This is a genomic window from Streptomyces sp. NBC_00388 (assembly GCF_036061255.1).
Lineage (GTDB): Bacteria > Actinomycetota > Actinomycetes > Streptomycetales > Streptomycetaceae > Streptomyces.
In genome coordinates this window covers 2,448,702-2,475,208 of sequence record NZ_CP107948.1, presented here as the reverse complement: position 1 = coordinate 2,475,208, position 26,507 = coordinate 2,448,702, and the positions used below count along the sequence as shown (strand labels likewise).

The 26,507-nt window shown below is 72.1% G+C and carries 22 protein-coding genes; 16 read left to right on the top strand and 6 right to left on the bottom strand.

Features of this window, described 5'->3' with window-relative positions; all coding sequences use genetic code 11:
• Window positions 1–125 precede the first annotated feature (125 nt).
• A complete protein-coding gene (locus tag OG917_RS11295; RefSeq protein ID WP_328317442.1) occupies window positions 126–1,016 on the top strand; it encodes a YceI family protein in 891 nt (296 codons plus the stop codon).
• Window positions 1,017–1,274: 258 nt separating this feature from the next.
• Here the strand turns inward: OG917_RS11295 and OG917_RS11290 are convergent, their stop codons facing one another.
• A complete protein-coding gene (locus OG917_RS11290) occupies window positions 1,275–1,520 on the bottom strand; it encodes a hypothetical protein (protein ID WP_328317441.1) in 246 nt (81 codons plus the stop codon).
• A 181-nt stretch (window positions 1,521–1,701) separates the two neighbouring features.
• Here OG917_RS11290 and holA point away from each other — a divergent pair, with 181 nt between their 5' ends.
• Complete coding sequence (holA, locus tag OG917_RS11285) at window positions 1,702–2,697, top strand: DNA polymerase III subunit delta (protein ID WP_328317440.1); 996 nt, start codon at window positions 1,702–1,704, stop codon at window positions 2,695–2,697.
• 252 nt (window positions 2,698–2,949) lie between these two features.
• Here holA and rpsT read toward each other — a convergent pair whose 3' ends face one another.
• On the bottom strand, window positions 2,950–3,216 hold the full coding sequence (gene rpsT, locus OG917_RS11280) for a 30S ribosomal protein S20 (RefSeq protein WP_328317439.1): 267 nt from the start codon (window positions 3,214–3,216) through the stop codon (window positions 2,950–2,952).
• A 243-nt stretch (window positions 3,217–3,459) separates the two neighbouring features.
• On the opposite strand from rpsT, the gene lepA reads away from it, so the two are divergent.
• From lepA to hemW, 4 genes are all read left to right on the top strand, one after another.
• Entirely contained in the window at window positions 3,460–5,328 is a 1,869-nt protein-coding gene (gene lepA / locus OG917_RS11275; RefSeq protein WP_328317438.1) for a translation elongation factor 4, read from the top strand.
• Between the two features lie 185 nt (window positions 5,329–5,513).
• The gene (locus OG917_RS11270) at window positions 5,514–7,403 is read left to right on the top strand and encodes an AMP-dependent synthetase/ligase (RefSeq protein WP_328317437.1); all 1,890 of its coding nucleotides are present in this window, start codon (window positions 5,514–5,516) and stop codon (window positions 7,401–7,403) included.
• A gap of 248 nt (window positions 7,404–7,651) precedes the next feature.
• Window positions 7,652–9,550 carry a SpoIIE family protein phosphatase gene (locus tag OG917_RS11265; RefSeq protein ID WP_443058943.1) on the top strand — a complete coding sequence of 633 codons (1,899 nt, stop codon included), beginning with the start codon at window positions 7,652–7,654 and terminating at the stop codon, window positions 9,548–9,550.
• Window positions 9,551–9,606: 56 nt separating this feature from the next.
• Entirely contained in the window at window positions 9,607–10,809 is a 1,203-nt protein-coding gene (gene hemW / locus OG917_RS11260; RefSeq protein WP_328321812.1) for a radical SAM family heme chaperone HemW, read from the top strand.
• Between the two features lie 84 nt (window positions 10,810–10,893).
• Here the strand turns inward: hemW and OG917_RS11255 are convergent, their stop codons facing one another.
• Together OG917_RS11255 and OG917_RS11250 are read right to left on the bottom strand one after the other, a co-directional pair.
• A complete protein-coding gene (locus OG917_RS11255; RefSeq protein WP_328317436.1) occupies window positions 10,894–11,718 on the bottom strand; it encodes a DUF3097 domain-containing protein in 825 nt (274 codons plus the stop codon).
• A 10-nt stretch (window positions 11,719–11,728) separates the two neighbouring features.
• On the bottom strand, window positions 11,729–12,466 hold the full coding sequence (locus OG917_RS11250; RefSeq protein ID WP_328317435.1) for an MBL fold metallo-hydrolase: 738 nt from the start codon (window positions 12,464–12,466) through the stop codon (window positions 11,729–11,731).
• 156 nt (window positions 12,467–12,622) lie between these two features.
• Here OG917_RS11250 and hrcA point away from each other — a divergent pair, with 156 nt between their 5' ends.
• From hrcA to OG917_RS11200, 10 genes are all read left to right on the top strand, one after another.
• Complete coding sequence (gene hrcA / locus OG917_RS11245; protein ID WP_328317434.1) at window positions 12,623–13,633, top strand: heat-inducible transcriptional repressor HrcA; 1,011 nt, start codon at window positions 12,623–12,625, stop codon at window positions 13,631–13,633.
• The gene (gene dnaJ, locus OG917_RS11240; protein WP_328317433.1) at window positions 13,634–14,770 is read left to right on the top strand and encodes a molecular chaperone DnaJ; all 1,137 of its coding nucleotides are present in this window, start codon (window positions 13,634–13,636) and stop codon (window positions 14,768–14,770) included.
• Between the two features lie 114 nt (window positions 14,771–14,884).
• Window positions 14,885–15,958, top strand: coding sequence for a nitronate monooxygenase (locus OG917_RS11235; RefSeq protein ID WP_328317432.1), 1,074 nt, complete (start codon window positions 14,885–14,887; stop codon window positions 15,956–15,958).
• Window positions 15,955–16,713, top strand: coding sequence for a 16S rRNA (uracil(1498)-N(3))-methyltransferase (locus tag OG917_RS11230; RefSeq protein ID WP_328317431.1), 759 nt, complete (start codon window positions 15,955–15,957; stop codon window positions 16,711–16,713). The genes OG917_RS11235 and OG917_RS11230 overlap by 4 nt, the downstream gene beginning before the upstream one ends.
• Window positions 16,714–16,809: 96 nt before the next feature.
• The gene (locus OG917_RS11225) at window positions 16,810–17,358 is read left to right on the top strand and encodes a hypothetical protein (protein ID WP_328317430.1); all 549 of its coding nucleotides are present in this window, start codon (window positions 16,810–16,812) and stop codon (window positions 17,356–17,358) included.
• Between the two features lie 158 nt (window positions 17,359–17,516).
• A complete protein-coding gene (locus tag OG917_RS11220) occupies window positions 17,517–18,458 on the top strand; it encodes an ATP-binding protein (protein ID WP_328317429.1) in 942 nt (313 codons plus the stop codon).
• Window positions 18,459–18,463: 5 nt separating this feature from the next.
• Window positions 18,464–21,673, top strand: coding sequence for a S41 family peptidase (locus OG917_RS11215; protein ID WP_328317428.1), 3,210 nt, complete (start codon window positions 18,464–18,466; stop codon window positions 21,671–21,673).
• A 137-nt stretch (window positions 21,674–21,810) separates the two neighbouring features.
• On the top strand, window positions 21,811–22,170 hold the full coding sequence (locus OG917_RS11210; RefSeq protein WP_328317427.1) for a histidine triad nucleotide-binding protein: 360 nt from the start codon (window positions 21,811–21,813) through the stop codon (window positions 22,168–22,170).
• 5 nt (window positions 22,171–22,175) lie between these two features.
• A complete protein-coding gene (locus OG917_RS11205) occupies window positions 22,176–23,093 on the top strand; it encodes a ribonuclease Z (protein WP_328317426.1) in 918 nt (305 codons plus the stop codon).
• Between the two features lie 100 nt (window positions 23,094–23,193).
• On the top strand, window positions 23,194–24,207 hold the full coding sequence (locus OG917_RS11200; protein WP_328317425.1) for an adenosine deaminase: 1,014 nt from the start codon (window positions 23,194–23,196) through the stop codon (window positions 24,205–24,207).
• On the opposite strand, the gene OG917_RS11195 is transcribed toward OG917_RS11200, so the two are convergent.
• Both OG917_RS11195 and OG917_RS11190 read right to left on the bottom strand, forming a co-directional pair.
• Window positions 24,153–25,505 (bottom strand): MFS transporter, encoded by a 1,353-nt coding sequence (locus tag OG917_RS11195; RefSeq protein ID WP_328317424.1) that lies wholly within the window; start codon window positions 25,503–25,505, stop codon window positions 24,153–24,155. The genes OG917_RS11200 and OG917_RS11195 overlap by 55 nt on opposite strands.
• Before the next feature lie 217 nt (window positions 25,506–25,722).
• Window positions 25,723–26,505: an IclR family transcriptional regulator gene (locus tag OG917_RS11190; RefSeq protein WP_328317423.1), complete on the bottom strand. Its 783-nt coding sequence runs from the start codon at window positions 26,503–26,505 to the stop codon at window positions 25,723–25,725.
• Window positions 26,506–26,507 lie beyond the last annotated feature (2 nt).

Here is a 26,507-nt window from a genome sequence, read left to right as displayed (position 1 = left end):
CCGTTTGCCCAGAACGGGCCAACAGTGATCGAATGCGTATTCGTCAGAGGGTCGCCGCCCCGACAATGACGTCCTTCTGTGCGTGCGACCGGGGGTCGACCGATGCGCGGGGGGTTTCCGCAGAAGTGTTCAACCGTTGGTTTGGTAACCGGTCGCAGACCGGCGCAGGACGCAGTACCGGTTCCTTCGGCGGGCCGGCGTTGCCCGCGCACGCGGGTGTGCTCAGCTGCCGGGTGCTGGACCCCGTCAACGAGCCTGTCCCGCAGGCCGAGTTCGTACTCACGGACACCATGGGCCGCAGGACCGTCGGTGGCGAGACCGATCCGTACGGCTCCCTCTTCGCCACCGTCCCCCCGGGTGAGTACCGGCTGGCCGTCACCGCCGAGGGGTTCACCCCCTGCCACCGCAGCGCCACCATCACCGAGGGCGGCCACTCCGGGCTGGGCGATCTCACGCTCCATGCAGCGCAGCCCCCCTCGCTGCCGGAGCCGGGCGAGTGGGAGATCGAGCCGATGCACTCGCAGATCAGCTTCACCGCCCGCCATATCGGCCTGGCCCGGATCCACGGCCGCTTCAACACCTTCGCGGGTGCCGTGCGGATCGCGGACCACATGGAGCAGTCCGCGATGCACGTGATCATCGACGCGGCGTCCATCGACACCAATGTCCGGATGCGGGACGACCACCTCCGCTCGGGAGACTTCCTCGATGTGGCCAACTTCCCGGCGCTGGAGTTCTACAGCGAGCGTTTCGTACACCGCGGCGGGAGCCGCTGGGGTGTGACGGGCGCCCTCACCCTGCACGGTGTCAGCCGTACCGTCACGCTGGACACGCAGTACCTCGGTCTCGGCAACGGCATGGAAGGGGAGGCCCGCGCCGCCTGCCGGGCCACCACCGAGCTCCGCCGTGACGACTTCACCGTCAGCTGGCAGACCATGCTGGCCCGCGGTATCGCGGTGGTCGGCAACAGCATCACGATCGACCTCGATGTCCAGATCGTGCAGAAGGCAGCCTGAACGCGGATCGTGCAGAAGGCAGCCTGATCGCGACGCGAGGCGACCCGCCCCGGACCGGGCGCGACGCACGCCGGCCCGCCCCCGGAGCCGCAGACTGCCCGAGCTGCGGACCTGCGAGAGCCGCGGCCCCTGCGAGAGCCGCGGCCCCTGCGAGAGCCGCGGCCCCTGCCCGGGCACTCTGGCGCGGGCCGGGGTGCCCGGTCCCGGTGGCACCCACGGCAGGGCGGGCACTCAGGCACTCACGGCAGGGCATCCCCGCTAAGGCGTCTCCAGCCATCCCTCGTACTCGGCGGCGAACGCGTCCAGCGCGCCGGGATCGAGCCGTTCCAGCGGGTCCTCGACGACGACCAGCCACTGTGCGTCCTCGGCGTCGTCCTCCCCGGCCAGAGCGTCACGGACCAGCTGGGGCTCCTGGGTCACCCCGAAGCGCTCGGATACCTCCCCGGCCACCTCCTCGGCGGTGTCGCGGTCGGGCAGCACCAGTACATGTCTCACATCGCTCACCGGGCCATTCTCCGGCACCGGCGGACGGCCGGTGCGCCGGGCCCGGCGCGGCCCACCGGACCGGCCCGGCGGGCGAAGCCGGACCGGCCCGGCGGGCGAAGCCGGGGCGGCCGGTGGCCCCGCAGCGGCGGCCCCGGGAGTTCTGCGGGGCTGTCGGTGCCGCGTGGGATGCTGGACGGCGATGATCCGGAAACAGAGTCAGCAGAACTCCGCAGACAACCCGCTCGTGCCGCTCACCCTCGCCGTGGGGCAGGAGGATCTGCTGCTCGACCGCGCGGTTCAGCAGGTGGTCGCCGCCGCCCGCGCGGCCGACGCCGACACCGATGTCCGTGATCTCTCGTCGGACCAGCTCCAGCCCGGCACCCTCGCCGAGCTGACCAGCCCCTCGCTCTTCGCCGAGCGCAAGGTCGTCATCGTGCGGAACGCCCACGATCTCTCCGCCGACACGATCAAGGACGTCAAGGCCTATCTCGGCGCCCCGGCCGATGAGATCACCCTGGTGCTTCTCCACGCGGGTGGCGCCAAGGGCAAGGGCCTGCTGGACGCCGCCCGCAAGGCCGGGGCGCGCGAGATCGCCTGCCCGAAGACGACCAAGCCTGCCGAGCGGCTCTCCTTCGTACGGTCGGAGTTCCGGGCACTGGGCCGTTCCGCGACCCCCGAGGCGTGCCAGGCGCTCGTCGACTCCATCGGCAGCGATCTGCGGGAGCTCGCGAGCGCCGCATCGCAGCTCGTCGCGGATGTCGAGGGCACGATCGACGAGGCGGTCGTCGGGCGCTACTACACGGGGCGCGCCGAGGCCTCCAGCTTCACGATCGCCGACCGGGCCGTCGAAGGGCGCGCGGCCGAGGCGCTGGAGGCGCTGCGCTGGTCGCTCTCGACCGGGGTCGCCCCGGTGCTGATCACCAGCGCCCTGGCACAGGGCGTCCGGGCCATCGGCAAGCTCTCGTCGGCCCGCGGCGGGCGCCCTGCCGACCTCGCGCGTGAGCTGGGCATGCCGCCCTGGAAGATCGACCGGGTGCGCCAGCAGATGCGCGGCTGGACACCGGACGGGGTCGCGGTCGCGCTGCGCGCCGTCGCGGAGGCCGACGCCGGGGTCAAGGGCGGCGGCGACGACCCGGAGTACGCGCTGGAGCGGGCTGTCGTCACGGTGGCCCGTGCCGCCCGGATGCGCCGCTGAGGGCAGTGCCGCGCCACGGCACGCCGAAGGCCCCGCCTCCGTCCTGGGGAAGGACAGGGGCAGGGCCTCGGCTCAAGCTGTGGTGCGCCGCACCCGCGTGGCGAACGCAGGCCGTGTGCGGCGCGGGGTGTCGTACCGGAGCGGTAGAGGGGCCGCTGGGCCCGGGACGACGGAGTGGGACCCGGTGAGAGCCCCGTCGGTCGAAGTCACGCGAAAACGGTCAGCCGTGCGGCCGGACCGAATCGGTCAGCTTCAGGCGGAGAGACCGGCAACGCGCTTGGCGATGGCCGACTTCTTGTTGGCCGCGGAGTTCTTGTGGATGACACCCTTGCTGACGGCCTTGTCGAGCTGCTGCGAGGCCAGTCGAGCGGCCGCGGCGGCCTTCTCGACGTCGCCCGCGGCAGCGGCCTCGCGGGACTTGCGGATCGCGGTCTTGAGCGACGACTTGACGGCCTTGTTGCGCAGGCGCGCCTTCTCGTTGGTCTTGTTCCGCTTGATCTGGGACTTGATGTTCGCCACGAAAGAGCCTTTTCAGGTTCGATGAATTTCGAAAATTTCGGTGAGCGCCCCGCACCGACCGGCGGGAACCATGGGGAGCGTTCATCCGGAGGGCCCAGGAGGCACAGCTGACCACGGTACCAGTCGGCCGTCCACCGGCCCAAAACGGGTTCAGCCCCGCAGCCATGGGACCATGGAGCCTACGTATCGATCCGCCATCGCCCGAGACGAGACGCCCCGGCGCCTCAAGAATCAGGACCCTGCGTGCCCGCGACTCCTACCCACGTGCCCGAGCCGAGCCGTACCGACCCGGCGCTGATCCGCAATTTCTGCATCATCGCGCACATCGACCACGGCAAGTCGACCCTTGCCGACCGGATGCTCCAGCTGACCGGTGTGGTCGACCAGCGGCAGATGCGCGCTCAGTACCTCGACCGTATGGACATCGAGCGCGAGCGCGGCATCACGATCAAGTCCCAGGCGGTGCGGCTGCCCTGGGCGCCCACCACGGGCGGGGGCCTGGGTACGACCCACGTCCTGAACATGATCGACACCCCTGGTCACGTGGACTTCACCTACGAGGTCTCCCGTTCCCTCGCGGCCTGCGAGGGCACGGTCCTGCTGGTCGACGCGGCCCAGGGCATCGAGGCGCAGACCCTCGCCAACCTCTATCTGGCGATGGAGAACGACCTCACGATCGTTCCGGTGCTCAACAAGATCGACCTGCCGGCCGCGCAGCCCGAGAAGTTCTCCGAGGAGCTGGCGAACCTCATCGGCTGCCAGCCCGAGGACGTGCTCAAGGTCTCGGCGAAGACCGGAGTGGGCGTGGACGCGCTCCTCGACCGCGTGGTGAAGGACGTCCCCGCCCCGGTGGGCCAGGCCGACGCTCCCGCCCGCGCGATGATCTTCGACTCGGTCTACGACTCGTACCGGGGTGTCGTCACGTACGTCCGTGTCATCGACGGCTCGCTGAACAAGCGCGAGCGCATCCGGATGATGTCCACGAACGCCACCCACGAGCTGCTGGAGATCGGTGTCTCCTCGCCGGAGATGACGCCCTCGGACGGTCTGGGCGTCGGCGAGGTGGGCTACATCATCACCGGTGTGAAGGACGTCAGGCAGTCGAAGGTCGGTGACACGATCACCTCGCTGCACAAGGGCGCCACCGAGGCCCTGGGCGGCTACAAGGACCCCAAGCCGATGGTGTTCTCCGGGCTGTACCCGCTGGACGGCTCGGACTACCCCGACCTCCGTGAGGCCCTGGAGAAGCTCCAGCTCAACGACGCCGCCCTGGTGTACGAGCCGGAGACCTCGGCGGCCCTCGGCTTCGGCTTCCGCGTCGGCTTCCTCGGCCTGCTCCACCTCGACGTGGTCCGGGAGCGGCTGGAGCGTGAGTTCAACCTGGAGCTCATCGCCACCGCGCCCAACGTGGTCTACCGCGTGGAGATGGAGGACGGCACCGAGCACATCGTCACCAACCCGAGTGAATTCCCCGAGGGCAAGATCGACCGGGTGCACGAGCCGGTCGTCCGCGCCACGGTGCTCGCCCCCAGCGAGTTCATCGGCGCGATCATGGAGCTGTGCCAGAACCGCCGCGGCTCGCTGCTCGGGATGGACTACCTCTCCGAGGACCGGGTCGAGATCCGCTACACCCTGCCGCTCGCCGAGATCGTCTTCGACTTCTTCGACCAGCTGAAGTCGAAGACCCGCGGCTACGCCTCACTCGACTACGAGCCCACCGGCGAGCAGGCGGCCCAGCTCGTCAAGGTCGACATCCTGCTGCACGGTGACAAGGTCGACGCGTTCTCCGCCGTCACGCACAAGGACAAGGCGTACGCGTACGGTGTGCGGCTCGTCGCCAAGCTGCAGAAGCTGATCCCGCGGCAGAACTTCGAGGTGCCCATCCAGGCTGCCATCGGCGCCCGGGTCATCGCCCGCGAGACCGTCCGCGCCATCCGCAAGGACGTCCTCGCCAAGTGCTACGGCGGTGACATCTCCCGTAAGCGGAAGCTGCTGGAGAAGCAGAAGGAAGGCAAGAAGCGGATGAAGATGGTCGGGAACGTGGAGGTCCCGCAGGAGGCCTTCATCGCGGTGCTCTCGACCGACGAGTCCGGCGAGGCCAAGAAGAAGTAACCGGTACGAAGATCTCAGACGGGCCCCCGCTCACGGAGCGGGGGCCCGTTCGTTATGAAGCACACGGCCGTTCCCTCTTACGTGGCGGACACCGGCGCTCTACTCTGATCACTAGTTACTCGCCAGTTTAATAACAGCCACCAGCCAGTCGCGCAGAGCAGCCCGCAGGCCCGGAGGACGACGTCGTGAGCGACACGCAGACTTTGATCGAGACCCGGCCGCCCTCCGTGGCGACCCTTTTCACCCAGCGGGTGGCCGAGACGCCCGACGCCGAGGCGTACCGCTTCCCGGTGCCCGCGGCCTCCGGCGAGGGGCCCGATGAGTGGAGGTCCCTGAGCTGGGGCCAGGCTGCCGAGCGGGTGTATGCCATCGCCGCCGGCCTCGTCGAGCTGGGGGTGCAGCCCGAGGAGCGTGTCGCGCTCGCCTCGTCGACCCGGGTCGAGTGGATTCTGGCCGACCTCGGAGTGATGTGCGCGGGAGCCGCGACGACGACGATCTACCCGTCGACGAACACCGAGGAGTCCGCGTACATCCTCTCCGACTCCGAGAGCCGGGTGCTGATCGCCGAGGACGCCGGGCAGCTGGCGAAGGCCCGCGAGCGGCGGGCCGAGCTGCCGGAGTTGCGGCACATCGTGGTGATCGACGCGGCCGGCCTGGAGCCCGACGAGAGCGACGGGCCCGGTTTCGTCCTCTCGCTCGCCGATCTGGAGGCCCGCGGAGCCGCGTACCTGGCGGAGCACCCGGGGGTGGTCAAGGAGCGGATCGGCGCCATCACCGCCGACCAGCTCGCCACGCTGATCTACACCTCGGGCACCACGGGCCGGCCCAAGGGCGTACGGCTGCCCCACGACAACTGGTCGTACATGGCCAAGGCCACCGTCTCCACCGGGCTGATCACCAAGGACGACGTCCAGTACCTCTGGCTGCCGCTCGCGCACGTCTTCGGCAAGGTGCTGACCTCCGGCCAGATCGAGGTCGGCCACGTCACCGCCGTCGACGGCCGGGTGGACAAGATCATCGAGAATCTCCCGGTGGTCCAGCCGACCTACATGGCAGCCGTACCGAGGATCTTCGAGAAGGTCTACAACGGGGTCGCGGCCAAGGCGCGGGCCGGCGGCGGCGCCAAGTACAAGATCTTCCAGTGGGCCGCCGAGGTGGCACGCGAGTACGCGAAGGTCACCCAGGACAACTTCCGGCACACGGGTTCCGCGTCGGCGCCGTTCGCACTGTCCGCCAAGCACAAGGTCGCCGACGCTCTGGTGTACGCCAAGATCCGGGAGGCGTTCGGCGGGCGGCTGCGTGCCTGCGTCTCGGGCTCCGCCGCCCTCGCCCCCGACATCGGGCTGTTCTTCGCCGGCGCGGGCATCCACATCCTGGAGGGGTACGGCCTCACCGAATCGAGCGCCGCCTCCTTCGTCAACCCGGGCGAGGCCTACCGCACCGGCACCGTCGGCAAGCCGCTTCCCGGCACCGAGGTCCGTATCGCCGACGACGGAGAGATCATGCTCCGCGGTCCCGGCATCATGGCCGGCTACCACCGGCAGCCGGAGAAGACCGCCGAGGTGCTGGAGTCCGACGGCTGGTTCCACACGGGCGACATCGGTGAGCTCTCGTCCGACGGCTATCTCCGGATCACCGACCGCAAGAAGGACCTGATCAAGACCTCGGGCGGCAAGTACATCGCACCCGCCGAGGTCGAGGGCCAGTTCAAGGCGGTGTGCCCGTTCGTCTCCAACATCCTGGTGCACGGCGCGGACCGGAACTTCTGCACGGCGCTGATCGCGCTCGACGAACCGACCATCCTGGGCTGGGCCGAGGAGAACGGCCTGGGTGGCCGCAGCTACGCCGACGTGGTGGCTTCCAAGGAGGCCGAGTCGCTGATCGACGGCTATGTGAAGCAGCTCAACGAGGGCCTGCAGCGCTGGCAGACGGTCAAGAAGTTCCGGCTGCTGCCGCGGGATCTGGACATCGAGCACGGTGAGCTGACCCCGAGCCTCAAGCTGAAGCGGCCGGTCGTCGAGCGGGAGTACAAGGCGCTCATCGACGACATGTACGCCGGCTCGCGCGAGGCGTAACGCGGACGCGGGTGGAGAGGGCCTGCGGCATATCCCGGCCGCGGGCCCCGGCCGCCACTCATCCGGAGCACCTCCGACCGCACCGGCTCCGTACCGGATTCCGTCCCTCTGCCACCCCCCGGACCAGCGCTTTCGCCATCCGACACGGCCCATTTGGGTAACTCGACGCATATGGGCGGGCTCCGTCTGTCACTCTGTCGTTGTCGTCATCGACGCGCAAACGTCAGAACTGGTCAGGGAGCCACCGAGTGGGGTCCATTCCCGTGCAGAGGGAGACCGCGGTCCGTGCCGTGCGCCCCTCCGGGCCACCGGCAGGCGTGCCGTCCGTGGTCCGCACCAGCCTGCCCGGCAACCCGCTGTCCCCGTCCGCCGCGCGCCGGTTCGTCCGGGCCGCCCTCGCCGACTGGACCGCGCTCGGGCTGCCGGCCGACACCGGATTCACCGACCAGCTCGCCGAGGACTCCGTCCTGATCGCCAGCGAACTCGTCACCAACGCCGTCGTGCACGCGGGCACCACGGTCGAGGTGCTCGTCCGGCTTGAGGGCGCGGTGGGCGAGGAGTCGCCCGCACTGGTGATCGAGGTCTCCGACCACCACCCGTCGCGGGAGGTACGCAACGACCCGGAGGGACAGCAGGACTCCGGCCTGCCGGAGTACGGCCGCGGGCTGCGGCTCGTCTCCGCCCTGGCCGAGGCCTGGGGCATCACCTACCGCACCGGGCTCAAGACGGTCTGGACGCGGCTCCCGCTCGACGGCGGCGACCCGCAGCCCCCCGGCAGCGAACGCACCCTCCAGCGCGGACTGCGCGCCGCGGAGATCCTGGCCCCCGCGCCCCGGCACACGGCGGGCGCCGAACGTGAGTGGAGCAGCAGCGGGGCGCTCAGCTTCCTCGCCGAGGCGTCCGAGCTGCTCGCCGGGCAGTTCGACGAGGACATGATCGCCGCGCTGGCCGGGCAGCTCCTGGTGCCCCGGCTCGGCGACTGGTGCGCGGTCTGGCTGGACCCGGAGGCGGGCGGCCCGGGCCGCAGACCGAGGCTGTCGCGGGTATGGCACGCCCAGGAGAGCCGGATCGACGAACTGCGGGCGGTACTGGAGAAGGAACCACCGCAGCTCCCCGAGAACGCACGGGGCGGCGCCGTGCCCCTGGAGTGGCCCATGGCCGACGGGACGACGGGCTCCGACGGCACGGTCCTCGGCTACCGGCTGCTCGCCGCCGGACGCCCGCTGGGCACCCTGCTGCTCGGCCGGGCCACCGGACGGCGCGCCCACCTGGAAGTCACCGCGCTGGTGGGCGACTTCGCGCGCCGGGTCGCCCTGGCGATCGGAGCCGCGCGCCAGTACACCCGGCAGGCCACCATCAGCCGGGTCCTCCAGCGCGGGCTGCTGCCCAGCAGCGTCGCCGAGATCCCCGGTGTGGACAGCGCCCTCGTCTACGAGCCGCGTGGCGAGGGCGTCGCGGGCGGCGATTTCTACGACGTCTTCCCCGGCGAGAGCGCGGGCGGCCGCTGGTGCTTCGCGCTCGGTGACGTCCAGGGCAGCGGCCCCGAGGCGGCTGTGGTGACCGGGCTCGCGCGCCCCTGGCTGCGGCTGCTCGCCCGTGAGGGCTACCAGGTCTCCGAGGTACTCGACCGGCTCAACAAGCTGCTGCTCGACGACGCGATGGAGACCGCCGAGGCGGCGGCCCGGATGGTCGCGGTGGCGGGCGGCCAGGAGCTGCACGAGGACCCCCAGTCCCGGTTCCTCTCGCTGCTCTACGGCGAGCTCGTGCCGCTGCCCGACGGCGCCGGGGTCCGGTGCACGCTGGCCAGCGCGGGGCACCCGCTGCCCCTGCTGCTGAGCCCCGGCGGCACGGTGCGCGCCGCCGCCGTACCCCAGATGCTGCTCGGGGTGGTCGAGGGGGTCACGTACCAGAGCGAGACGTTCGACCTGGTGCCGGGCGACACACTGCTCTGCGTCACCGACGGTGTCACCGAGCGGCGGGCCGGCCCCCGCATGTTCGACGACGGCGACGGTCTCGCGGCCGAGCTCGCGGGCTGCACGGGGCTGACCGCGCAGGGCGTCGCCGAGCGGATCAAGCAGGCCGTCTACGCGTTCGGCGTGGAGCCGCTGGACGACGACATGGCGCTCCTGGTGCTGCGGGCGGAGTAGTACCCGGGCCGGGGGACAATGGAGGCATGCCTTCCGTACTGCCCGATGGTGAGCCCATGCCCGATGACGGGGCGCTGCCCGGTCATGCCCTGGAGGGTGCGGGCGAAAGGCCGCTCGGGTTCTACCTGCACGTGCCCTACTGCGCGACGCGCTGCGGGTACTGCGACTTCAACACCTACACCGCGACCGAGCTGCGCGGCTCGGGCGGAGTGCTGGCCTCGCAGGACAACTACGCGGCGACCCTGTCCGAGGAGGTCAGGCTGGCCCGCAAGGTGCTCGGGGACGACCCGCGGCCGGTGAGCACGGTCTTCGTCGGCGGTGGCACACCGACCCTGCTGGACGCGGCCGACCTGGTGCGGATGCTCGCCGCCGTACGGGACGAGTTCGGTCTCGCCGACGGCGCCGAGATCACCACCGAGGCCAACCCGGAGTCGGTCGGCCCCGAGTACCTGGCGGAGCTGCGGGCCGGGGGCTTCAACCGGATCTCGTTCGGCATGCAGAGCGCACGGCAGCACGTCCTGAAGATCCTCGACCGCACGCACACCCCGGGCAGGCCCGAGGCGTGCGTCGCCGAGGCGCGCGCGGCGGGCTTCGAGCACGTCAATCTGGACCTGATCTACGGCACGCCCGGGGAGTCGGACGACGACTGGCGGGCCTCGCTCGCGGCGGCGGTCGGAGCCGGCCCCGACCACATCTCGGCGTACGCGCTCATCGTCGAGGAGGGCACCCAGCTGGCCCGCCGGATCCGGCGCGGCGAGGTGCCGATGACGGACGACGACGAGCACGCCGACCGCTATCTGATCGCGGACTCGGTCCTCTCCGACGCGGGGTTCTCCTGGTACGAGGTCTCCAACTGGTCCACCACCGAAGCGGGCCGCTGCCTGCACAACGAGCTGTACTGGCGCGGCGCGGACTGGTGGGGCGCCGGCCCGGGCGCGCACAGCCACATCGGCGGTGTGCGCTGGTGGAACGTGAAGCACCCCGGCGCCTACGCGGCGGCCCTGGCGGCCGGGAGGTCGCCCGGCGCGGGCCGGGAGATCCTGCCCGCCGAGGACCGCAGGGTGGAGCGCATCCTGCTGGAGCTGCGCCTCCGTGACGGCTGCCCGCTCACGATCCTCGCCCCGGCCGGACTCGCCGCATCCCGGCGCGCCCTGTCGGACGGACTGCTGGAGGCAGCGGCCTACGCGGAGGGGCGCGCGGTGCTCACGCTGCGGGGGCGCCTGCTGGCCGACGCGGTGGTCCGGGACCTGGTCGACTGAGACCCGGCGGTACGCGCGGCCGCCCCTGCGGCCGCTCCGCCCCACCGGGAACGAGCGGGGCCCGGCCGGCAGAGGCGGCGGGGCCTACTCTTCCTCCTCCGGCGCCGTCACGAAGTCGATCAGTTCCTCGACCCGGCCCAGCAGCGCGGGCTCCAGGTCCCGGTAGGACCGCACGCACGAGAGGATCCGCTGCCACGCGGCGCCCGTGTTCTCGGGCCAGCCCAGCGCCCGGCACACCCCGGTCTTCCAGTCCTGCCCGCGCGGCACGGCCGGCCACCCCTCGATACCCACGGACGACGGCTTCACCGCCTCCCAGACGTCGATGTAGGGGTGCCCCACCACCAGGGCGTGGTCGCCGGTGATCTCCGCGGCGATCCGGGACTCCTTGGAGCCGGGCACCAAGTGGTCGACCAGCACACCGAGCCGCGCGTCGGCCGCCGGGCCGAACTCCGCGACGATCGCGGGGAGATCGTCGATGCCCTCCAGATACTCGACGACGACCCCCTCGATCCGCAGGTCGTCGCCCCACACCCGTTCGACGAGCTCCGCGTCGTGCCGCCCCTCGACATAGATCCGCCCGGCCCGCGCGACCCGCGCCCGGGCGCCGGGCACCGCCAGTGAACCTGACGCCGTCCTGGTGGCACGCTGCGGAGCCGCGCTGGGACGTACGAGGGTGACCGGGCGCCCTTCGAGCAGGAAGGCGCGTGGCCCCATGGGGAACACGCGGTGCTTGCCGAAGCGGTCCTCCAGGGTGACCGTCGGGCCCTCGGCCGTCTTCTCGCACCGGATCACCGCACCGCAGAACCCGGTGGCGATCTCCTCGACCACCAGATCGGGCTCGGCCGCGACCTCGCGGGCGGGCGACTGGTTCTTCCACGGCGGCGTGAAGTCCGGGCTGTAGCTGCGCATTCCGCAGACGCTACGACACCCCGGAGCGCGCTGCCAGCACATCCCGCTGGGCGCGGACGAACGCGGCATCGACCACCGCCCCGTGCCCCGGTACGTACAGCGCGTCCGCACCACCGAGCGCCAGCAGCCGGTCCACCGCCGCGGGCCAGCGGCCGGGGAGCGCGTCGGGCCCTGCCTGCGGCTCGCCCGACTCCTCGACCAGATCGCCGCAGAAGACGACGGGGCGGCCGGCCGCCCCGCCCGGTACGAGCAGCGCCAGGTCATGGCCGGTGTGTCCGGGGCCGCAGTTGACCAGGGTGGCGCGGACTCCGCCGAGATCGAGCGTCAGCTCCCCGGAGACCAGGTGGTGCGGCGCGACCAGGTGGGCCACCGCCTCGGCGGCCTCCCCGGCCGGCGCCCCGTGGCGTACCGCGTCCTGGCGCAGCGCGTCGGCGCCCCGCGATCCCCGGGCGAGCAGCCCGTCGGTGCCCACCGCCCCGTAGACCTGGACACCCGCGAACACGGCGGTCCCCAGCACATGGTCGAAGTGCGGGTGGCTCAGCGCGATGTGCGTGACCCGGCGGCCCAGCGCCGCCTCCGCCCGCATCCGGACCTCGCGGCCCTCGCGCAGCGTGGCCCCCGTGTCGAAGAGCAGCGCCCCGTCCCGGCCGGCCACGAGTCCGACCGTCGCGTCCCAGCGGGGGAGACGGCACCGGCCGACCCCCTCCGCCAGACGTTCCCAGCCGGAGTCTTCCCAAGTGGCGTCCATACCGCGACGCTATCCCGGTCGGCGGAGACCGGCGCGACGGTGCGACGGGCCGCCCTTGCCAGCGGTGAACCTCTCCGCCGTACACTGGGACGTCCCTGGCACTCGAACACAGCGAGTGCCAAGCGGTACCGGACCGACAGCTGGAGGTGTGCGCGGGTGCTCAGCGAACGCAGACTCGAAGTGTTGCGCGCCATCGTCCAGGACTATGTGGGCACCGAGGAGCCGGTCGGCTCCAAGGCGCTCACCGAGCGGCACCGCCTGGGCGTCTCACCGGCCACCGTGCGCAATGACATGGCGGCCCTGGAGGACGAGGGCTTCATCGCCCAGCCGCACACGAGCGCGGGCCGCATTCCCACGGACAAGGGATACCGGCTGTTCGTCGACCGCCTCGCGGGCGTCAAGCCCCTCTCGTCGCCCGAGCGGCGCGCCATCCAGAACTTCATGGACGGCGCCGTCGACCTCGACGACGTGGTGGGCCGGACCGTGCGGCTCCTCGCTCAGCTGACCCGGCAGGTCGCCGTGGTGCAGTACCCGTCGCTGACCCGTTCCACGGTCCGGCACGTGGAACTGCTCGCGCTGGCCCCGGCCCGGCTGATGCTCGTACTGATCACGGACACCGGGCGGGTGGAGCAGCGCCTGGTCGACTGTCCGGGGCCGTTCGGTGAGACATCTCTCGCAGATCTCCGTGCCCGGCTCAACAGCCGGGTGGTGGGGCGCCGCTTCGCGGACGTCCCGCAACTGGTGCAGGACCTGCCCGAGTCCTTCGAGCAGGAGGACCGGGGTACGGTTTCCACGGTGCTCGCGACCTTGCTCGAAACGCTGGTCGAGGAGACCGAGGAACGGCTGATGATCGGCGGAACCGCCAATCTGACGCGATTCGGACATGACTTCCCGCTGACCATCAGGCCGGTGCTGGAAGCGCTTGAGGAGCAGGTCGTGCTCCTCAAGCTGCTCGGTGAGGACTCGGGCATGACCGTACGCATCGGGCATGAGAATGCCCACGAGGGCCTGACGTCCACATCGGTCGTCGCCGTCGGTTACGGTTCGGGCGACGAGGCAGTCGCCAAACTCGGCGTGGTCGGACCGACCCGCATGGACTACCCCGGAACGATGGGAGCGGTACGCGCAGTGGCACGTTACGTCGGACAGATCCTGGCGGAGTCGTAAGTGGCCACGGACTATTACGCCGTTCTCGGCGTGCGCCGCGACGCTTCCCAGGACGAGATCAAGAAGGCATTCCGGCGGTTGGCGCGCGAGCTCCACCCGGATGTCAACCCCGATCCCAAGACGCAGGAACGCTTCAAGGAGATCAACGCCGCCTACGAGGTGTTGTCGGACCCGCAGAAGAAGCAGGTCTACGACCTCGGCGGCGACCCGCTCTCGCAGGCGGGCGGCGGCGGAGCCGGCGGCTTCGGCGCGGGCGGCTTCGGTAACTTCTCGGACATCATGGACGCGTTCTTCGGTACGTCGTCCCAGCGCGGGCCGAGGTCGCGGACGCGGCGCGGCCAGGACGCGATGATCCGGCTGGAGATCGACCTCAACGAGTCGGCCTTCGGCACGACGAAGGACATCCAGGTCGACACCGCTGTGGTCTGTACGACCTGCAGCGGCGAGGGCGCGGCCCCCGGCACGTCGGCCCAGACCTGCGACATGTGCCGCGGCCGCGGTGAGGTCTCGCAGGTCACCCGGTCCTTCCTGGGCCAGGTCATGACCTCGCGGCCGTGTCCGCAGTGCCAGGGCTTCGGCACGGTCGTGCCGACCCCGTGCCCCGAGTGCGCGGGCGACGGGCGCATCCGCTCCCGCCGCACGCTGACGGTGAAGATCCCGGCCGGTGTCGACAACGGCACCCGGATCCAGCTCGCGGGCGAGGGCGAGGTCGGCCCCGGCGGCGGCCCCGCAGGCGACCTGTACGTCGAGATCCACGAGCTGCCGCACGCGGTCTTCCAGCGGCGCGGTGACGATCTGCACTGCACGGTGACCGTCCCCATGACGGCGGCCGCGCTCGGCACCAAGGTGCCGCTGCAGACGCTGGACGCGCTGGAGGACGTCGACATCCGGCCGGGCACACAGTCCGGGCAGTCGATCCCGATGCACCAGCGCGGCATCACGCATCTGCGCGGCGGCGGCCGAGGTGACCTGATCGTGCACGTCGAGGTGCTCACCCCGACGAAGATGGACGCCGAACAGGAGCGCCTGCTGCGGGAGTTCTCCAAGCTCCGCGGTGAGGAACGCCCGACCGGTCAGTTCCAGCCCGGTCAGCAGGGGCTGTTCTCACGGCTGAAGGACGCGTTCAACGGGCGGTAGCCCCGGGAGGTGTGCGCGCCCCGGGAGCGGAGCTCCGCTCCCGGGGTGACGCGGCCCCGGCGCCCGGCCGGGCGCCGATTCGGCGCGGTGGGGCGGACGTGGCACGATGCCGTCATGTCCTCCGTACTCGCCGATCTCTGCCGATATCCGATCGTGCAGGCCCCCATGGCGGGCGGTGCTTCGGGCCCGCAGCTCGCCGCAGCCGTCTCCGAGGCCGGGGGTCTCGGGTTCCTCGCCGCCGGGTACAAGACCGCGGACGGCATGTACGAGGAGATCAAGCAGGTGCGCGGGCTGACCGGCCTGCCCTTCGGCGTGAACCTCTTCATGCCGCAGCCCGACAACGCCGACCCGGCAGCCGTCGAGGTCTACAGCCACCAGCTCGCCGGTGAGGCCACCTGGTACGAGACGCCCCTCGGCGATGTCCAGGGCAGCTCGGACGACGGGTACGAGGCCAAGCTGGCGGTCCTGCTCGACGACCCCGTGCCGGTCGTCTCCTTCACCTTCGGGTGCCCCTCCCGCGATGTGCTCGACGCCTTCGACCGGGCCGGTACCTTCACCATCGTCACCGTCACCTCCGCCGAGGAGGCACAGGCCGCCCAGTGGTGCGGCGCCGACGCCGTCTGCGTCCAGGGCATCGAGGCGGGCGGCCATCAGGGCACGCACCGCGACGACCCCCAGGCAGACGGCACGGGCATCGGTGTGCTCTCGCTCATCACCCAGGTCCGGGAGACCGTGCAGCTGCCGGTCGTCGCGGCGGGCGGTCTGATGCGCGGCTCCCAGATCGCCGCGGTGCTCGCGGCGGGCGCGGACGCGGCGCAGCTCGGGACGGCCTTCCTGGTGTGCCCCGAGTCCGGGGCCAACCGGCTCCACAAGCAGGCCCTGACCAATCCGCTCTTCGTCCGCACGGACCTCACACGCGCGTTCAGCGGGCGCCCGGCGCGCGGTCTCGTCAACCGGTTCATGCGCGAACACGGGCCGTACGCCCCCGCCGCCTACCCGCAGGTGCACCACCTGACCTCGGGGCTGCGCAAGGCCGCCGCCGGAGTGGGCGACGCCCAGGGCATGGCGCTGTGGGCGGGCCAGGGCCACCGGCTCGCCCGTGAGCTGCCCGCCGGGCAGCTTGTCGAGGTGCTGGTCTCCGAACTGGACGCGGCCCGCACGGCGTTGGCCGACGGCGGTGCGCCGTGACCGCCCCGGTATTCGTCGTCGACCCGGCGGGCGGCTTCGCCCCGGTGCCCGGCGGCAGCTTCGTCCTGGACGGCGCCGAGGGCCGGCACGCGGTGTCGGTGAAGCGGCTGCGGGCGGGCGAAGAGGTCGTCCTGACCGACGGTACGGGTCGCTGGGCTCGGTGCGTCGTCCTGGCGGCCGAGGGCAAGGACCGGCTGGAGGTCCGGGTGGAGGCGTGCACCGACGATCCGCCGCCCGCCCCCCGGATCACTGTCGTCCAGGCGCTGCCCAAGGGCGACCGGGGCGAGGTCGCCGTCGAGACCATGACGGAGACCGGTGTCGACGCGATCGTGCCCTGGCAGGCGGCCCGCTGCATCACCCAGTGGCGGGGCGACCGCGGAGCCAAGTCCCTCGCCAAATGGCGCAGTACGGCACGCGAGTCGGGCAAGCAGTCGCGGCGGACCCGCTTCCCCGAGGTCACCGAAGCGCTGAGCACCAAGCAGGTCGCGGCGCTGCTCGCCGGAGCCGACTTCGCCGGGGTGCTGCACGAGGACCAGGAGTACGGCAGCGAGCCGCTGGCCGCCGCCGAACTCCCCGCGCGCGGCGAGATCGTGCTGGTCGTCGGCCCCGAAGGGGGAGTGTCGCCGGAGGAGCTCGCGGCGTTCACGGCAGCGGGCGCCGGGGTGTACCGGCTGGGACCCAGCGTGCTGCGCACCTCCACGGCGGGAACGGCCGCGGGGGCGCTGCTGCTGGCCCGCACGGGGCGCTGGGGCTGAACCGGCCCGGCCGCCCGGCCCGGTGCGACACCCGCGAGAGTGAAGTGCGCGCGAAGGGGCTGCGCTGGGCTCCCGTTCAGTGGGATCCTGCCCCGTATGGGGCCCTTGAGACGCGTATCCAGACGCGTACGGTACCGGTCGGTTCTCGCGGCAGCCGGCCTTGCAGGCGCGGCAGTTGGCGGCCTCGCGGCCTGTGATCCGATCGACGGGGCGAACACCGCGTCGGTCGCCTACACCACCGACCGCACGGCCACCAGCGCCCTGGAGAACCACGGCCTCGCCGTCGACTGGCTGAGCTGCACGGCCGACGCCGCGACCGCCGGCCCGGCATCGCCGGACACGTCCGCGCAGGGCGTGGCACAGGTCGACTGCCAGGGCAGGACGAAGGACAAGAAGGACATCACCGTCAAGGGCCGGGTGACCAGGACCGTCGACGGGCGCTGTGTCGGGGGTCATCTGACCAGTACGGTCGGCGGGGAACTGGCCTTCACGGCCACGCTGCTGGGCAACTGCGCCGCCCCGCCCCCCGATGCCACCACCCCCGCTCCTGGCCCGGCCGGCGCGGGTCCCGGCGCCGGGGGCGGAGTGCGGCCGGCGGCGACCGTGACGGTGACCGCCACCGTGACGCAGTACCCGGGCAAGTAGCGCGCGGGAGCCCGGCCCGGCGGCGGCCCACCCCCGCGCGGGACGGACCGCCGGGCAGTCTTAGGTATCCCGGCTAGGTATCCCGCATACGGATTTAGGTGTACGGATCTTCGCCCCAGGCCCGCGCGCGGCGGGCTTTCGCCGGTCACAGTAGATCCATGGCTGCACTTCCCGAAGCGGACGTAATTCCCGAACCGGAGCTCGGTGCGCTCACCGAACGCCTTGCCGCCACGCGCCTCGTGACACTCACCGGCCCCGGCGGTATCGGCAAATCACGGCTGGCCGCCAGGCTCGGTGAGACCACCGGCCCACCGGTGTACCGGGTCGACCTCTCCGGCTGCCCGGACGCGGCGCTCGTCCCGTACCTGGTGGCCACGGCGCTGAACACCGCGCCGCCGCCCGGCTCCGACCCGGTGCGCACCGTGCTCGACCTGTTCGCCCACAGCCGGGGGCTGCTCGTCCTGGACACCTGCGAACACGTACTGACCGGCTGCGCCTACCTCGTGGGCCGGCTGCACGACAGCTGCCCCTGGCTGCGGATCCTGACCACGAGCCGCAAGCCGCTCGGGGTGCCGGGCGAACACCTGGTGGAGATCATGCCGCTGAGCCGGGATCGGACCGCCGGGCTGCTCAGGGAGCAGGCCGCCTCGTACGGGGTGGAGCTGCCCGACTACTGGGCCGGGCAGCTGGCCGGGCAGCTCGACGGCGATCCGCTCTCCATCCTCCTCGCGGCCAGGAGCCTGCGGCTGATGACCGCGCGGCAGCTGCACGCATCGCTCGTCGAGCCCGGCGGGCGCTTCGCGGTCCTCACCGACGGGCCGGGCGACCCGGCCCGGCACCGCACGCTGCTGCAGGCCGTCGAGTGGAGCCACGAGCTGTGCAGCAGGGCCGAACGGCTGCTCTGGGCCCGGCTGTCGGCGTTCACCGGAGAGTTCACCGCCGAGCAGGTCCGTACCGTCTTCCCCGACGGATCCTCGCTCGCTTCGCTGGTGAGTGCGTCGGTGGTACTCGCCAGGAGCGGCGGCACCTACCGGCTGCCGCTGGCCCACAAGGAGTACGGACAACTCAGGCTCGCCGGGCTGGGGGACGCCCTAGGGTGATCCGTGTGACGCAGCCTTCCTATCTCCGGTTCCCGCATATCCAGGGCGATCTGATCGCCTTCACCGCAGAGGACGACGTCTGGATGGCCCCGCTCGACGGCGGCCGTGCCTGGCGTGTCAGTGCTGACAACAGCCCCGTCAACCATCCCCGGATATCGCCGGACGGCCGCTGGGTCGCCTGGACCTCCACCCGGGACGGGGCGCCCGAAGTGCACCTCGCGCCGGCCGACGGCGGCCCCTCCAGGCGCCTGACGTACTGGGGTGACGCCCGCACCTCCGTCCGGGGCTGGACCCCGGACGGCGAGGTGCTCGCCATCAGCACGCACGGTCAGGTCTCGCTGCGGCGCAGCTGGGCGCGGGCCGTCCCGGTCGACGGCGGCCCGGCGCGCACCCTGCCGTACGGACCGGTCGGCTCGCTCACGCACGGGCCGGACGGGCGGGTGCTGCTCCTCTCGGCGACGATGGGACGCGAGGCCGCCGCCTGGAAGCGGTACCGGGGCGGCACCGCGGGCAAGCTGTGGACCGGGGAGACGGGCCAGGACTTCGTACGGCTCCACGCCGGCATCGACGGGAACATCGAGTGCCCGCTCTGGGTGGGCGACCGGGTGGCGTTCCTCTCCGACCACGAGGGTGTCGGGGCGCTCTACTCCTCGCTCCCGGACGGCTCGGACCTGCGCAGGCACACCGCCACCGACGGGTTCTACGCGCGCCAGGCCGCGACGGACGGCGCCCGTGTGGTGTACATGGCCGCCGGTGAGCTGTGGATCCTCGACGACCTCGAAGGCGCCGGGCCCCGCCGTCTCGATGTCCGGCTCGGCGGCCAGCGCGCCGACCTCCAGCCCCACTCGGTGCGCGCCGGGCACCACATCGGGAGCGCGTCCCCGGACCGCACCGGCCGCGGCAGCGCCGTCGAGACGCGCGGCGCCGTGCACTGGGTCACCCACCGGGAGGGCCCGGTCCGCGCGCTCGCCGCCGAGCCGGGTGTGCGGGCGAGGCTGCCCCGCACCTTCCGGGCCGACGGGGCCGAGCAGGTCGTCTGGGTCACCGACGCGGAGGGCGAGGACGCCCTGGAGTGCGCGCCCGCGACCGGCGCAGCCCCCGCGACGGCCCCGCGCCGCCTCGCCGCGGGCGGCCTCGGCCGGGTACTCGGACTCGCCGCGGCCCCAGACGGCAGCCGGTTCGCCGTCGCCTCGCACGACGGGCGGGTGCTGGTCGTCGAGCGCGAATCCGGCGACGTGCACGAGGTGGACCGCAGCGAGGACGGCGACGTGTCGGGCCTGGTCTTCTCCCCCGACTCCTCCTGGCTCGCCTGGTCGCACCCCGGACCCGAGCCGCTGCGCCAGCTCAAGCTCGCACACCTCGCCGACCTCTCCGTGGCCGAGGCGACCCCGCTGCGCTTCCGGGACTTCGACCCGGCCTTCACCACCGACGGCAAGCACCTCGCCTTCCTCTCCGAGCGTGCCTTCGACCCGATCTACGACGCGCACGTCTTCGACATGGCGTTCATCGGCAGCTGCCGGCCGCATCTGCTGACGCTCGCCGCGACCACGCCGTCCCCGTTCGGACCGCAGCGGCACGGCCGCGCGACGGAGAAGGACAAGGACGCAGACGAGCACGACACGCCCACCGCGCTCCCGGTGACCCGCATCGACCTGGAAGGCCTCGCCGACCGGATCGTGGCGCTGCCCGTCGAAGCGGGCAGCTACTCGACGCTGCGCGCCGCCCGGGACGGGCTCCTCTGGCTGCGCCATCCGCTGCGCGGTGTCCTCGGCACGACCAGGGCCACCCCCGACGCCCCCTGGCCCGACACCGTCCTGGAGCGGTACGACCTGGAGAAGCTGCGCGACGAGGAGATCGCCCCCAACGTCGACCACTTCGAGGTCAGCGGCGACGGCAAGCGGCTCGTGCTGCACACGGACGGCAAGCTGCGCGTCGTCCCCTCGGACAGCAGGGTGGCCAAACCGGACGCGGACGAGGACAGCGACCGCAACATCTCCGTCGATCTCTCCCGGATCCGAAGGACCCTCGACCCGGCCGCCGAGTGGCGCCAGATGTACGACGAGGCCGGACGCATCATGCGGGACAACTTCTGGCGTCCCGACATGGCAGGCGTCGACTGGGACGGGGTACTGGACCGCTACCGGCCGGTGCTCGCCCGGGTCGCCACCCACGACGACCTGGTCGACCTGCTCTGGGAGGTGCAGGGTGAGCTGGGCACCTCGCACGCCTATGTGACGCCCCCGGCCGGCTGGCGCGACGACAGCACCCGGCAGGGGCTGCTCGGCGCCGACATCTCCCGTACGGAGGAGGGCGCCTGGCGCGTCGACCGGGTGCTGCCCTCGGAGACCTCCGACCCCGCGGCCCGCTCACCGCTCGCCGCTCCGGGCGTCGCCGTCCGCGCCGGTGACACCGTGCTCGCCGTCGACGGCCAGGCAGTCGATCCGCTCACCGGCCCCGCGCCACTGCTCACCGGCTCCGCGGGCAAGCCCGTGGAGCTCACCGTCTCGCCCGCGGGCGGGGGCGATCCACGCCATGTCGTGGTCGTGCCGACCGGGGACGAGGAAGCGCTGCGCTACCACGCCTGGGTGGCCGACCGCCGCAGCCATGTGCACGAGCGGTCCGGCGGCCGTCTCGGCTATCTGCACGTCCCCGACATGGTCGGCTCGGGCTGGGCGCAGCTCCACCGCGACCTGCGGGTCGAGGTGGCCAGGGAGGGCCTGGTCGTGGACGTACGGGAGAACCGCGGCGGCCACACCTCGCAGCTGGTGGTGGAGAAGCTGGCCCGCCGCATCGTGGGCTGGGACCTGCCGAGGGGCGTGCGGCCCTCCAGTTACCCGCTGGACGCCCCGCGCGGTCCTGTGGTGGCCGTCGCCAACGAGTTCTCGGGCTCGGACGGCGACATCGTGAACGCGGCGATCAAGGTGCTGGGGATCGGGCCCGTGGTCGGCACCCGCACCTGGGGTGGGGTCGTCGGCATCGACAGCCGGTACCGGCTGGTCGACGGGACGCTGGTGACACAGCCCAAGTACGCCTTCTGGATGGAGGGTTACGGCTGGGGCGTGGAGAACCACGGGGTCGACCCGGACGTCGAGGTGGTCCAGGCACCGCAGGACCACGCGGCGGGACGGGACCGGCAGCTGGACGAGGCGATCAGGATCGCGCTGGCCGCGCTGGAGGAGACCCCGGCGAAGACCCCGCCGGGCCTGCCGGGCTGACGGCCGCCGTCCCCCGCCCGTGACAGGGGCGGGGGAGCGGGCACCGGGGGCGGAGCACCGGTCCGCCGGCCGCCCCCGGCTAGCATGGCCGCGTACACGATCACCACGACCGACATCACCGACCGAGGAGTGAGCGCATGACGGGAGAGCCGCAGGCCGACTGCCTGTTCTGCAAGATCGTCTCGGGGGACATCCCGGCGACCGTCGTCCGCGAGACCGACACCACCGTCGCCTTCCGTGACATAAGCCCGCAGGCACCGACCCACGTGCTGGTGATCCCCAAGGCGCACTACCCGGACGCGGGCTCCCTGGCGGCGGCCGAGCCGCAGATCGCCGCGGACGTGCTGCGCGAGGCCGCCGCGGTCGCCGCGGGTGACAAGGTCGACGGGACCGGGTACCGGATCATCTTCAACACCGGTTCCGGCGCGGGTCAGACCGTCTTCCACGCGCACGCCCACGTGCTGGGCGGTCGCGGACTCAACTGGCCGCCCGGATAGTCCCGTTGTCCGTACGAGAGCTCGTGGTGCTCGGGACCGCCAGCCAGGTCCCCACCCGCCGCCGCAACCACAACGGCTATCTGCTGCGCTGGGACGGCGAGGGCATCCTCTTCGACCCCGGTGAGGGCACCCAGCGCCAGATGCTGCACGCCGGGGTCGCCGCGCACGACATCGACCGGATCTGTGTCACGCACTTCCACGGTGACCACTCGCTGGGTCTGGCCGGGGTGATCCAGCGGATCAACCTGGACCAGGTGCCGCACCCCGTCACCGCGCACTACCCGGCGAGCGGGCAGCACTTCTTCGACCGGCTGCGGTACTCCACCGCCTACCGCGAGTCCGTCTCGCTGGTGCAGGCCCCGGCGACCGGCGACGGAGGCGTCCTCGCGCGGACACCCGGCTATGTGCTGGAGGCGGTCAGGCTCTCGCACCCCGTCGAGTCGTACGGCTACCGGCTGACCGAGCCCGACGGGCGCCGGATGCTCCCGGAGAAGCTCGCAGACCACGGCCTGACGGGCCCTGATGTCGGGCGGCTCCAGCGGGAGGGCGTACTCGACGGGGTCACTCTCGACCAGGTCAGCGAGGTGCGGCGCGGCCAGCGGGTGGCGTTCGTGATGGACACCCGGCTCTGCGACGGGGTCGGCCGGCTCGCGGCCGGCTGTGACCTGCTGGTCATCGAGTCGACCTTCCTCGACGACGACGCGCAGCTCGCGGCCGACCACGGCCATCTGACCGCAGGACAGGCGGGCCGGGTGGCGCGCGACGCGGGCGTACGGCATCTCGTCCTGACGCACTTCTCGCAGCGGTACCCCGATCCCGCGGAGTTCGGCAGACAGGCGCGCGCCGCGGGATTCGAGGGCGGCCTGACCGTCGCCGACGACCTGATGCGGGTCCCCGTCCCCAGCCGGCACCTCACCACCTGACCGCCGCACGCACCCGTTCCGCCTCCTCACCGAACATCCTCACCGAACGTCCCCACCGAACGTCCCCACCGAACATCCTCACCGAACTGAGCGAGACCCGATGCAGCAACTCCCCAAGGCCGAACTCCACCTGCACATCGAAGGCACCCTCGAACCCGAGCTGGCCTTCGCCCTCGCGGCGCGCAACGGCGTCGAGCTTCCGTACGCGGACACCGAGGCGCTGCGCAAGGCGTACCTCTTCAGCGACCTCCAGTCGTTCCTGGACCTGTACTACGGGCTGATGGCCGTGCTGCGCACCGAGGAGGACTTCGAGGAGCTCACCGACGCCTACCTCGCGCGCGCCGCCGCGCAGGGCGTGCGCCACGCGGAGATCTTCTTCGACCCGCAGGCGCACTCCGCGCGCGGAGTGCCGATCGCCACCGTCGTCGAGGGGATCTCCCGCGCCCTGGAGCGCAGCGAGCAGCGGCACGGCATCTCCACGCAGCTCATCATGTGCTTCCTGCGTGACGAGTCGGCCGACTCCGCGATCCGCACCCTGGAGGCGGCCAAGCCGCATCTGCACCGGATCGCGGCGGTCGGCCTCGACTCGGCCGAGGCCGGGCACCCGCCGTCGAAGTTCCGCGAGGTGTACGCGGCCGCCGGCGCGCTGGGGCTGCGCAAGGTCGCGCACGCGGGCGAGGAGGGCCCCGCCGCGTATGTGCGGGAGGCCCTGGACATCCTCGGTGTGGAGCGGATCGACCACGGGCTGCGCTCGATGGAGGACCCGGAGCTGGTGGAGCAGCTGGTCAGGGACCAGGTGCCGCTGACGCTCTGCCCGCTGTCGAACGTACGGCTGCGGGCCGTCGACACCCTGGAGGAGCACCCGCTGCCGCAGATGATGGCCGCCGGGCTGCTCTGCACCGTCAACTCGGACGACCCGGCCTACTTCGGCGGGTACGCCGGTGACACCTTCCGCGCCGTGCACGAGGCACTCGGCCTCGGGCACGAGGAGTTGCGGACGCTGGCCCGCAACTCCTTCCTCGCCGCCTTCCTCGACCACGACGAGGAGCGCAGGGCGCGCTACTTGGCCGAGGTCGACGCGTACGAGTTCGAGTCGGACCCGGATTTGGGCTGACCGCCCCCGGTGAGCCAGTACTTGCGGCGAGGTGCCGGCTCCAGGGCGATCTCGGTGACGGTGAGTTCCGGCGCCCCCAGCTGGGGGACGCTGCCCGCCACCGCGCCGAGGTTGCCCGCGACGACGGCCGCGGGGGCGCCGCCCTTGCGGTGTACCGAACCGGGCAGCAACGGACGGCCCGCGGTGTGCAGCGCCACCGCGGTCAGCGGGACCGCCAGCAGCAGCAGCGCCGCGCACAGGACCGCGCCCATCATCGGGAATCCGGTGCGCGCGGCGAGCAGACTGCCCGCCACAGGACCGCAGGCCACGCCGAGCGACGACGCCGAGCCGACCAGGACGGCCCAGCGTCCGCGTGGGTCGAGCGAGGCGGCGAGACCGATCAGATACGACAGGACCACCGGGTAGAAGGTGTTCCAGAGGATCTCGCCCGACGCGAACGAGGCGAGCCCGCTCGCCGATGAACTCAGCGCGATGCAGGCCGAGATGATCACCGTGCCGCCGCCGATCGGCAGCGCCCTGCCGAGCCGGGAGCCGAGTGCTCCGGCTCCGGCGACGCCGATCAGCCCGGCCCCGAGCGACCCCGCGAAGATCGCACCGACCGCTACTTCGGAGAGCCCCGCCTGGTCCTGGCCGATCCGGCTGCTGACGCCCCAGAGGGAGTTCTGGGCCATCGCCCAGCAGACCATGGCGCAGGCCAGTACCGAGCCCGAGCGCAGATGGGGGATCCGGCGGCGTTCCGCCCCGCTGGGGGGTGGGTGGGCGCGGGCGAGACCGAGCCGTCCGGTCGCGGGCCAGACGAGGACGGCGACGACGGCGACGGCGGCGAACGGCGCGCTGTGACCGCCGCCGAGCCGGGGCAGGACGAGATACAGCGCGCCGGCTGTCGCCGACACCGCGAGCAGACCGGTGGCCGATGCCCGGTGCGGGTCCTGCAGCCCCGCGATACCGCCGGCGGCCACGGCCGTCACCGTGCCGGAGCCCACGCCGCCGATGGCGGCCCCCACCATGACGAGGGGGAGGTAGGCGGTGCCGGCGGCGGTGGCGTATCCGGCGGCGGTGAGCAGCAGCCCGGCGCGGGCGACCCGCTGCGGGCCGATGCGATCGACGTGCGAGGCCAGTACGAGACCGGCGCCCGCCGAACAGAGGAGGAGGACCGAGCCGGCGAGGCCGGCTTCGGCAGGAGAGAGACCGAGACCGGACCCGAGGCGTCCGACGATGGTCGGGAGGAGGTACGAGGCGAGGTAGCCAGCGGTGAACACGGCAATGAGCGGCCATGTGGCGCGTGAGCGCGAAGACACGGAGTGAATCCTGACAGAGACATGCCTGTGACCAGGCAGGAGGGGTGGGGGGATGGGGCGTCGTGTCGTTGACGTGAGCGCGCGGCCAGTGGGGGTCGACCACGCGGAGCCAACGAAAAGCTGCCACTAAGTGATCTATAACACTTTCGGTTTATAGTCGCGGAGGCGCGGGGCGAAGAGGGGTTTTTTCCTTCGAATCCATCCGTTCGGGCCGTTCTCAGGCCCAGTCCGGAGCGCCGGGCAGGGTGTGCGCGGCGTCCTCGATCTCCGCGCGTATCCCGCGCATCGTCGCGATGATCCGGCGTTCGCGCTCGGCGGTCAGCCGGGTCACCGGTACGGAGCAGCTGACGGCGTCGGCGGCGGGCGTGTCGTACCGCAGCGCGAAGCCGAAGCCGACGATGCCGGTGACCGCCTCCTCGCGGTCGACCGCGTAGCCCCGCTCGCGCACCAGTGCCAGGTCGGCGTCGAGCGCGGTCCGGTCGGCCAGGGTGTTCCCGGTGAAGGGCGTCAGCGCGCCCTCGGGGAGCCCGCCCGGGTCCCGCTCGGCGAGTAGGGCCTTGCCCAGCGCGCTCACGTGGGCGGGCAGCCTGCGCCCGACCCGGCTGAGGGTGCGTACGTATTCGTGCGACTCGCGGGTGGCGAGGTAGACGACGTCGCCGCGGTCGAACCGCCCCAGATGGACGGTCTCGCCCAGCTCCGTCGACACCTGGTCCAGGTACGGCTTCACCGCCCGTACCCGCGGGTCCGTGTCGAGGTAGCTGGTGCCGGTGAACAGGGCGCGGATGCCGATGCCGTACAGCGACCCCGTCGCGTCGGTGCGGACCCAGCCGCGGTCGGTGAGCGTCTGCAGCAGGGCGTACATGGAGCTGCGGGGCACGCCGAGCTCGTCGGCCAGTTCCTGCAGCCGGGCCGGCCGGTCGCCGCGCGCGGCGAGCACCTCCAGCAGCTCGACGGTGCGGCCCGCCGACTTCACCTCGCGTACGCCTCCGGTCTCCGGCATGC